The sequence below is a fragment of the Candidatus Methylomirabilota bacterium genome, assembly GCA_036005065.1.
In the GTDB taxonomy this organism is placed as follows: domain Bacteria; phylum Methylomirabilota; class Methylomirabilia; order Rokubacteriales; family DASRDR01; genus DASYQW01.
On record DASYQW010000134.1, the window covers coordinates 1 to 9,746 of the forward strand.

Here is a 9,746-nt window from a genome sequence, read left to right on the forward strand (position 1 = left end):
CGCTGCGGTGGGGGGCTCCGCCCCCCTCCGACGGCCCTCCCGGCGAAGCCGGGCCGTTCGCCATTCGGCGAACGGATCGGGCCTGCCTCCCCCCGGAGAAGTCGGCCGTGGTTGCCATCAGTCGTATTTGATGCGGGGGTCGGCCACCGCATACAGGAGGTCGGTGACCAGGTTCACCGTGACGAAGATCACCGCGATGAAGAGGCTCGCCCCCTGCACGATCGCATAGTCGCGTGACTCGATGGCTTCGTAGACCCAGAGCCCGATGCCGGGCCACGAGAAGATCGTCTCGGTCAGGATGGCGCCGGCCAGGAGCCGGCCGATCTGGAGCCCCACCACCGTCATCACGGGAAGGAGCGCGTTGCGGAGCGCGTGGCGCAGGATGACGGCGACCTGCGGAAGCCCCTTGGCCTCCGCGGTCCGGATGTAGTCGCGCGACAGCACCTCCAGCATGCTGGCCCGCGTCATCCGGGCGATCACGGCCAGGGGGATGGTGGCCAGCGCGACCGCGGGCAGCACGAGGTGGCGGGCGGCATCGCCGAAGGCCTCCCAGTTCCGCTGGAGGAGAGCGTCCAGGATGACGAAGTTGCTCCACGGCCGGAAGTCGGTCGCGCTGTCCAGGCGGAAGCCGGTCGGCAGCCACCCGAGCTGGACCCCGAAGACCCAGGCCAGCATGACGCCGAGCCAGAAGATCGGCATCGAGACGCCGACCAGCGCCCAGACCCGGGAGGCGCTGTCGATCATGGAGTTCCGCCAGACGGCCGAGACGATCCCGATCGGCACGCCCAGGGCGAGCGCCAGCAGGATGGCCGAGGTCGCCAGCTCGACGGTGGCCGGGAAGCGGCGGAGGAGGTCCCTCGCCACCGGGTCCCCGCGGACGATGGAGATCCCGAGGTCGCCGCGGACGACCCGGCCGAGGTAGATCAGGTACTGCTGGTAGATCGGCTTGTCGAGGCCGAGGCGCTGGCGAACCTCGGCCACCTTCTGGGGCGTCGCCCGCTCCCCGAGCATCGTGAGGGCGGGGTCGCCCGGGATGAGATGGATGAAGCCGAAGACGAGGATGGAGACCCCGAGGAGGACGGGGACGACGGTGAACGCGCGCCGGACGGCGTACTGCCTCACCGTCGCCCCCCGCCCCGGAGCGAGGTGTCGACCGCGTCCGACCCGACCACGCGGTCAGGATCGAAGCGCTCCGAGCGCGGGCTCTGCCCGCGCAACTTGGGGGGAGGTTTCGGAGGGGGGCGAAGCCCCCCTCCGATTGAGACGATGGTGAACGCGCGCCGGACGGCGTACTGTCTCACCGTCGCCCCCCGCCCTCCTCAGGGGATCAGCGTCCTACTGGAGCGTGATCGTGTTGAAGTACTCGTTGCCGGTCGGGTTGGCCACGAACCCCTTCACCTTCTTGGAGAGCGCGATGGGCGGCTGGTTGTTGGCGATGAACAGCCGGCCCACGTCGTCGTGCAGCATCTGCTCGGCCTGGCGATACAGCCTCGCCCGCTCGCTCTGGCTGGTCAGCGTGGACGCGCGCTGCAGCAGGTCCGCCAGGGGTTTGTTGGAGTAGAACGCCTCCCGTGAGGCGCCTGGCGAGCAGAAGAAGTAGCAGAGGAAGTTGTCCGGGTCACCGTTGTCACCGGTCCAGCCGAGCATGTACACGGGGAGCTGCCCGTTCTTCCGCTTGTCGAGGTAGACCGCCCACTCGGCCGTCTGGAGCTGCCCCTTGATGCCGACCTTGGCCAGGTCCGCCGCCATCGCCTCGGCGATCTCCTTGGGGGCCGGGAAGTATGGCCGGGAGCGCGACATGTACCAGAAGACGAAGGGCTCCTTCTTCCCGTCCTCCCAGGTGATCTCGGTGAGACCGTTCGGAAAGCCGGCCTGCTTGAGGAGGTCGCGGGCCTTCTCGGGGCTGTAGTCGTATTCCTTCAGGTCCTTGTTGTAACCCCACAGCGACGGCGGCTGGAACTCCTTGGCCACCAGGCCGGTGCCGCCGTAGAAGGCCTCCACGATCGCCTTCTTGTTGACCGCGTGGGCGAAGGCCTGGCGCACCCGCTTGTCCTGGAGCTCCTTCACCTTGTAGTTGAACGCGATGTAGCCGGTCGTGTTCGTCGGACGGAGGATGAGCTGGAGGTTCTGGTCAGCCTTGACCACCTTGACGTCGTCGGGATTGAGGCCCTCCATCGCGTGGATCTCGCCCGCCTTGAGCGCGGCCAGCCGCTGGGAGTTGTCCTTTATGTTCCGGACGACGACCCGCTTCACCTTGGGCTTGGCGCCCCAGTAGTCGGGGTTCGCCTCCAGGACCACCTCCTGGTTCGGCTTCCACTCGACGAACTTGAAGGCGCCGGTGCCGACCGGGCTCTTGCCGTACTCGGTGCCCGCCTTCTCGACCGCCTTGGGACTGGCGATCCCGAAGGCGAAGATCCCGAGGTTGGCCAGGAACGGCGCCTGGGGTCGCTTGAGGGTGACCCGAACCGTGTGGGTGTCGACCGCCTCGATCTTGGAGACGATGGACTTGTCGTCGAATCCCTCGAACTGCCCCTCCCAGTACTCGAAGGTCTGACCGGCCTTGACCTGGTTCTCGTGCTGGGGATGGTTCGACTTCCACCAGCGCTCCATGTTCCAGACGACCGCCTTGGCGTCGAGCGGCTCCCCGTCGTGGAACTTCACGTTCTTCCGGAGGCTGAGCGTCCAGACGGTGGCGTCGGCCGAGGCCTCCCATTTCTCGGCCAGGCCGGGCTCGATCTCGGTGGTCGAGCCCTTGTACTTCACCAGGGTGTCGTAAATCTGATGGGTGATCCGGGCGGAGATGCCGTCGGTGATGACGGCGGGATCGAGCTGGACGGGCTCCCCCTGGTTGCCCCAGACGAAGGTCTGGGCGAGCGCCGGGCCCGCCCCGCCCAGCAGCAGGGCGACCGCGACGACGAGCATCACTCTGGTCAGACGCATGGCCGTGTTCCTCCTTGGTGAGAGTCAGTCAGACGGACGCGCCTCGACGGGCGCGCCCTTCGAGTTGCCGTCCAAGCTCGGCCGGGTCGGTCGTCGGCGCCTGGCAGGCATAATGCTCACAGACGTAGGCGGTCGGGTCCCCGTCCCGCGCCACCTTTCCCTCCAGCAGCGGGCTCCCGGCGCTCTCCCCCTCCCGGCCCCCCGCCACGACCCGAGTGGGAAGGTACCGCGAGAAGACCTCGTCGAGCAAGGGCGCGGCGGCAGCCTCCGGCGCGCTCGGCGGCCACACCAGCGCGACCTCGACCGCCGGCCCCAGGTGGAAGTCGAGCGCCGCCAGGAAGCGGCCGAAGCCCGAGGGGTACCGCGTCATGAGCGGGACGACCGGGCGGAGGGCGGCCAGGCCGATTCGCTCGTAGGAGGCCTCCCCCGTGATGACGCTCAGCCGAAAGAGCAGCTCGCTCGCCACCGACGTCCCGCAGGGCACCGCCGAGTCGAAGAGGTTCCTCGGCCGGACGATGAGCGCCTCGTGGTCGGCCCCGGTGTCGAAGAACGCCTCGGCCGCCTCATCCCAGAAGAGACGGATCAGCTCGTCGGCGAGCTCCCGGCTCGCCCGGAGCCACCGGCCATCGAGGGTCGCCTCGTAGAGCGCGAGGAGACCCTCGGCCACCATCGCGTAGTCCTCGAGGTAGCCGAGGAGCTTGGCCTGCCCGTCCTTCCACGTCCGGAGGAGACGCCCCCCGGAGCGAAGCGCCGTCAGGATGAACGTCGCGTTGCGCTCGGCCACCTCCCGGTAGTCCGGCCGCCCGAGCGCCCGCGAGGCCTCCGCGAAGGCCCGGAGCATCATGCCGTTCCAGCCGGCCAGCACCTTCTCGTCGCGACCGGGCTTGACGCGGCGCTCCCGGACGGCGAAGAGCTTCGCCCGGGCCCGGCCGAGGACCTCGTCGAGCCGGGCGCGGTCGACGCCGAGCGCTCCGGCGACCTCGTCCGGCTCCCGCGGCACGTGGAGGATGTTACGCCCTTCGAAGTTCGCCCCGTCGGCGACACCCCAGTAGAGGCCGGCCACCCGGGCCTCGTCGGGGTCCAGGATCGCCCCGACCTCGGCGTCGCTCCAGAGGAAGAACTTCCCCTCCTCCCCTTCCGAGTCGGCGTCCTGGGTCGAGTAGAAGCCGCCGTCCGGATGCGTCATCTCCCGCACGACGTAGTCGAGCGTCTCCACGGTGATCCGCCGGTACTCCGTGTCTCCGGTCGCCCGCCAGGCCTGGAGATAGAGGAGGGCGAGCTGCGACTGGTCGTACAGCATCTTTTCGAAGTGGGGAACGAGCCACGCCTGGTCTACGGAGTAACGGTGGAAGCCCCCGCCGAGCTGGTCGTACATCCCACCCCGCGCCATGCGGGTGAGCGTGAGCCGTACCATGTCGAGAGCGTCCGGGGCGCCCGTCCGCCGCCAGTAGCGCGACAGGAAGTCCCAGGTCATCGGCTGGGGAAACTTGGGCGCCCGACCCAGCCCGCCGTGCCGGGAGTCGAACTCGGGGCGGAGCCCCTGGAATGCCTGGTCGAGGACGTCACGCGTCAGGAGCTCGCCGCTGGCCCGGACCCGCTCGTGCTGGCGCAGGCTGTCGACGAGGCGCCGGCCGATCTCCTCCGTCTCGCCACGCTTGTCCCGGTAGAAGCCGGCCACAGCCTGGAGGACCCGCGGGAACCCGGGAAGGCCGTGGCGATCCTGCGGGGGGAAGTACGTCCCGCCGTAGAACGGCACCCCGTCGGGCGTGAGGAAGACTGTCATGGGCCAGCCGCCGTGCCCGGTCATCGACTGCACGGCCTGCATGTAGATGGCGTCGACGTCAGGGCGCTCCTCGCGGTCAACCTTGATGTTGACGAAGTTCTCGTTCATGGCGCGCGCGATGTCGGGGTCCTCGAACGACTCGCGCTCCATCACGTGGCACCAGTGGCAGGCCGAGTACCCGACCGACAGCAGGATGGGCTTGCCCTCGGCCTTCGCCCGGGCGAAGGCCTCTCCGCCCCAGGGGTACCAGTCGACGGGATTGTACTGGTGCTGCAAGAGATAGGGGCTCGTCTCGCGGGCGAGACGGTTCGGAGCCCCTTCGGCGTGCCTGGTTCCGGTGGACATCACGATCGCGCGGGGCTCCGGCGGTAGAAGGGAAGCGCCGCGACCTCGGCAACGAGCGGGGCGCCGTCGCCGGCCACCTCCACCCTGCTGCCCGGCTCCCAGTGCTCGCGCCGGAGAAAGCCGAGCGCAAGCCCTCGCTCGAGGGCCGGCGACACCACCGCGCTCGTGATCCGCCCCACCTCGCGTCCCTCCACCAGAACGGGCGCGCCGGGCGGCGGGATCCGGGCATCCGGAAAGACGAAGCCCACGATCTTTCGGTTGACGTGACCGCGATAGGTGACGCGGGCGATGACCTCCTGGCCGATGTAGCAGCCCTTGTTCAACGAGTAGGTGTGGTCGAGCGGGGCCTCCATGACGAGAGTGGAAGCGTCCACGTCGGCGCCGTGCCAGACGGCGCCGGCTTCTACGCGGAGCACGTTCCAGGCCGCGCGTCCCACCGGCCGCGCGCCGGCCGCCGTCAGCCGCTCCCAGACGCGTGCGAGTCCGTCGGGTGCCACCCAGAGGTCGTACCCCTCTTCGCCGCTCTCCTCGGAGCGCACGACCCGGACCTCGAGGCCGTCGACCGCGAGCCGCGCGTGATGAAAGGGGCCGAGCTCGGGAATCGCGTGCTCCAGCGCCTTCTCGGCCGCGGCCCGCGCGGCGGGCCCGGCCACCGCCAGGATCCCCTCCCGCGCGCTCACGTCCTCGAACTCGACCCGCTCGGAGATCAGGAAGCGATCGAGCGCTTCCAGGGTCGCCCGGACGAGCCCGGCGTCGGTCTCGAGCAGGAGGCGGTCGGCCAGGCAGTGGACGACGAGGAGCGAGACGACCCTGCCGTGGGCGTCGAGGAACGAGGCGGGGGCTCCCTGCCCCGGGCCGAGAGCCTTCACGTCGTTCGACAGCATCCCGTGGAGGAACGGGACCCGGTCCCGTCCGGTCGCCTCGATCTTCCCGCGGTGGGATCGATCGATCAGGCCGACGCGCTCCCGGACGGCCTCGTGCTCTCCGCGCGCGTCGCCGTAATCCCGGGGCAGCAAGTAGCCGTCGGCCTCGCCGAAGCGCGCGCCGAGGCGGGCGTGGAGGTCGTGCAGGGGAAGCTGGCTGGCCATGCGTCGGGAATGAACGCGCTGTGATACGCCTGGCATTATACCAGAGCGCCGGGGGTTGCTCGGGCGCCCCGCGAGGAGGCATGATCCTGCCGTGGGCGACGGCACCGACGATCCCGGGCGGACCGCCCTCGCGCTCGCGCGCGCGGCGGTCGAGCGTTACGTGCAGACCGGCCTCCCCGCCGAGCCGCCCCCCGACCTGCCGTCGGAGCTCCGCCAGGCCCATGGTGTCTTCGTCACCATCCGGGTGCGGGGGGAGCTCCGGGGCTGCGTCGGGACGCTCGCCCCGAGCCGCCCGGACGTGGCCCGCGAGATCATCGCCGCCGCCACCGCGGCGGCGACCCGGGACCCTCGCTTCCCGCCGGTCCGGCCTGGCGAGCTCACCGACCTGTCATACGAGGTGGACATCGTCGGAGCCCTCGAGGCGGTCAGGGGACTGGAGAGTCTCGACCCGAAAGTCTATGGCGTGCTGGTCGAGGGAAGCGGCCACCGCGGCGTTCTCCTCCCCGGTCTCGACGGGGTGAAGGACGCCGGGCATCAGGTCCGGCTCGCCCGCGCCAAGGCCGGGATCCCCGAGACCGCCACGGTCCAGCTCTCCCGCTTCGTGGTCCGCCGCTTCCGCGACGATGGCTGACCGCGGTCGTCCCGCATCGCCGCTCCGGCGCCGCTTTCGCCAGGCCCTCCTCCGCTGGTACGCCCGCCACCGTCGGGACCTCCCCTGGCGGCGCACGCGGAATCCGTATCACGTGCTCGTCTCCGAGATCATGCTCCAGCAGACCCAGGTCGACCGGGTCATCCCCAAGTACCACGAGTTTCTGGGACGCTACCCGACCCTGGAGTCGCTGGCCGCCGCCGACCCGGCCGAGGTCCGCCGCGTCTGGTATCCGCTCGGCTACAACATCCGGCCGATCCACCTCCACGGCATCGCCCGCGAGGCGGTGGCCCGCTATGGAGGCCGCCTTCCCGACGAGGACCATGCGCTCCGGGCCCTCAAGGGGATCGGCCGCTATACCGCGGGCGCCGTGCTCTCGTTCGCCTACGGCCACCGGACGCCCATCCTGGACACGAACGTCCGCCGGGTGCTCGGTCGCGTGTTTCACGGCCAGGACGGCCGCGTGATCGCCGCGCCCGCTCTCTGGCGACTGGCCGAGCTCCTCCTGCCTCGCCGGCGCGTGTACGATTTCAACCAGGCGCTCATGGACTTCGGGGCCACCTGGTGCACGCCGCGAAAGCCCCTCTGCCTGCCCTGTCCCATGCGCCGCTTCTGTCGCGCCTTCCCGTGGACACCCGGGTGACCCGGCGCCGCCTCGCGCTCGACCGCGTCCTCGGCGGGGTCGTCCGCTGCACCGCGTGCCCGACGATCCGCGGCTACCGGAAGTTCCCCCGCGCGGCGGCCGGACGCCGGGATGCCCGCTTCCTGCTGGTCGGCGAAGCCCCCGGCATCGCGAGCATCGAGAGGCGCCGCCAGTGGACGGGCGCTGGCGGGATGCTCTTGCGCCGCCAGATCCGGCGGCTCGGGCTGGACCTCGAGGATCTCTTCTACCTCACCAACGCCGTCAAGTGCTGGCCGGCTGCCCCCGGCCGGCGCCCGACCAACCGGAGCCCCCTCCGGAGCGAGGCCGCCCGCTGCGCGCCGTTCCTCGCCCGCGAGATCGCCGCGCTAGATCCCGAGGTCATCGTGGCCGTCGGCGCGGTCGCCGCCCGGGCTGTCCTCCGGGAGCCGGTCCGGCTTCCCGACGACCACGGGCGGCGCCTCCAGGTCGACGGCCGCGAGGTGATCGTCCTCCTCCATCCCGCCAACGCGAGCCGCCACGCCCGGGTATGGCCGACCTACCGCGACTCCCTCCTCGCCCTGTTCGCCGAACTCGCCGCCCGCGCCGGTTTCCCCATCGTCGAGGTGGCCGCGGCCGTGATCACACGGGACGGCCGATATCTGGTGACCGAGCGGACGGCGAACCGTCATCTCGCCGGGCTGTGGGAGTTCCCCGGCGGAAAGCGGAAGCCAGGGGAATCGCTGGAGGACTGCCTCCGCCGCGAGCTCGGCGAGGAGCTCGGGGTCGAGGGGCGCGTCGCCCGGCGGCTCGCCGTGGTACCGTGGGCGTACGCGGACCGGCGCGTCGTTCTACACTTCTTCGGGTGTGAGATCGGCCAGCAGGCCGTCCATCCCCGGGAGGGTCAGGGCATCCGCTGGGTGACCCCGGCGGAGCTCGGGCGCCTCGCGTTCCCGCCAGCTGACGCGGCGATCGTGGCGCGCCTGGCGGCCGAGAGCCACCAGCCGAACGAAAGGAGACCCGATGAGTGACCGGGCGCTGATGACCGCAGCCGGATTTCTGGCGTTCTTCACCGTCGTGATCTTCGTCGCCATCGGCGCGAGCATCGCGATCCTGACCGCGCACTAGATTGTGGGAGGGGGCCGACGGGCCCCTCCCAGACCTCCCCCAGGAGGGGTTGCGGCGGCGAAGCCGCCGCTCGGAGGTCTGCTCGAAGCGGCACGCGCACGGGGCAAGCTGCCGGGGGCTACTCCGAGACCCTCCTAAACGCCCGCCGTCGCCAGGCCGCGCGTGGAGCGAGGCGGCGGCGCGCTACGGGCGGATCGTCAGGGTCCGGTGCCGGCGCCAGAGGTAGGTGGCCATCGCCCCGGCCGCCAGCAGGTTGCCGACCAGCACGGCCGGCCAGGCCAGGGCGTGGAGCACCGGCTCGGCGAACACCATGGCCGCCCCGACGAAGCCGAACTCGAAGACGACGAAAAGCAGAACGATCCCGAAACCGAAGTTCGGCCGATCCTCGGCGAGCTGGAGGAGCCTGGCCGCGATGCCACCGATCACGCAGAAGACCAGACCATGCACGAACGTGTACATCAGGACCATCTCGAAGGACACGGGCAGCGTCTCCGGTGAAGCCAGCCCCTGGCCGTGGCGAAAGATGGTGGTCCCGAGGAGACTCGGCGTGTAGAGGGGCCGCCCCCGAGCCGTATCCAGGACGAGGAACCAGATCGCGATCGTCGCTGCCCCGATCAGGCCGGCGACGATCCCGTCCTGATAGAACGCGTCGGCCGCCGTTGTCCGGGTCTCATCGGGCGCCGCGGCAGTCGCTTCGGTCTGATCCACCATGGCCGACTCCTTTCCGGCACGCTCGAGGGCCGTCCCCGCGTCCTCGAGAAACACGAACGCCCCCGCCGGCCACTTCCATGGTCTGACGGGGGCGTCGAAGATCATCCGAGGATCCGGTCCAGAGCACCATAGCCTCCCCGGCGGCCACACCCCGGCTTTGGCAAGGACTCTATGCCCTCCCCCCGGGACTGTCAATCGTCGGCTGGGGGCTGAGTCACTGCGGCCGGATGGGGGGCGTCGGCCGCGCCGAGACATCGCGGGGCCATGGCGGCCGTATCTCTGCGGCGACGCCGGCCCCGTTGCAGATACGGACAGGCGTCGTTCCATGGTCGGAACCGCCCCCCGGGAATCCGTCGTCGGCCGGCTCACCCGTGGCACGACGGTTGCTCCGGCAAGGAGAGAGGGTTCGAAAGGAGGCGCGGAGATGAGTGCTCCGATCGGGCGCGCCAGAGTCTGGTTGACGGTCACCATGGTTGCCCTGGC

At 70.5% G+C, this 9,746-nt stretch carries 8 protein-coding genes; 3 read left to right on the forward strand and 5 right to left on the reverse strand.

The window, feature by feature from the left end:
• Nucleotides 1–117 precede the first annotated feature (117 nt).
• From VGW35_09710 to VGW35_09725, 4 genes are all read right to left on the reverse strand, one after another.
• Nucleotides 118–1,122, reverse strand: coding sequence for an ABC transporter permease (locus VGW35_09710; GenBank protein HEV8307931.1), 1,005 nt, complete (start codon nt 1,120–1,122; stop codon nt 118–120).
• 213 nt (nt 1,123–1,335) lie between these two features.
• Entirely contained in the window at nt 1,336–2,940 is a 1,605-nt protein-coding gene (locus tag VGW35_09715) for an ABC transporter substrate-binding protein (GenBank protein HEV8307932.1), read from the reverse strand.
• 28 nt (nt 2,941–2,968) lie between these two features.
• Nucleotides 2,969–5,068, reverse strand: a complete 2,100-nt coding sequence (locus tag VGW35_09720; GenBank protein HEV8307933.1) for a thioredoxin domain-containing protein — start codon at nt 5,066–5,068, stop codon at nt 2,969–2,971.
• Nucleotides 5,068–6,156: a glycine cleavage T C-terminal barrel domain-containing protein gene (locus tag VGW35_09725; GenBank protein ID HEV8307934.1), complete on the reverse strand. Its 1,089-nt coding sequence runs from the start codon at nt 6,154–6,156 to the stop codon at nt 5,068–5,070. Before VGW35_09725 ends, VGW35_09720 begins: the two co-directional genes overlap by 1 nt.
• A 91-nt stretch (nt 6,157–6,247) precedes the next feature.
• Between VGW35_09725 and amrA the strand changes: the two genes are divergently transcribed.
• The 3 genes from amrA to VGW35_09740 are packed head-to-tail and all read left to right on the forward strand — an operon-like array spanning nt 6,248 to nt 8,455.
• Nucleotides 6,248–6,787 (forward strand): AmmeMemoRadiSam system protein A, encoded by a 540-nt coding sequence (gene amrA, locus VGW35_09730; protein HEV8307935.1) that lies wholly within the window; start codon nt 6,248–6,250, stop codon nt 6,785–6,787.
• The gene (locus VGW35_09735; protein ID HEV8307936.1) at nt 6,780–7,448 is read left to right on the forward strand and encodes an A/G-specific adenine glycosylase; all 669 of its coding nucleotides are present in this window, start codon (nt 6,780–6,782) and stop codon (nt 7,446–7,448) included. Before amrA ends, VGW35_09735 begins: the two co-directional genes overlap by 8 nt.
• Complete coding sequence (locus tag VGW35_09740; protein HEV8307937.1) at nt 7,445–8,455, forward strand: uracil-DNA glycosylase family protein; 1,011 nt, start codon at nt 7,445–7,447, stop codon at nt 8,453–8,455. The genes VGW35_09735 and VGW35_09740 overlap by 4 nt, the downstream gene beginning before the upstream one ends.
• A gap of 280 nt (nt 8,456–8,735) precedes the next feature.
• Here VGW35_09740 and VGW35_09745 read toward each other — a convergent pair whose 3' ends face one another.
• The gene (locus VGW35_09745; protein ID HEV8307938.1) at nt 8,736–9,368 is read right to left on the reverse strand and encodes a hypothetical protein; all 633 of its coding nucleotides are present in this window, start codon (nt 9,366–9,368) and stop codon (nt 8,736–8,738) included.
• Nucleotides 9,369–9,746 lie beyond the last annotated feature (378 nt).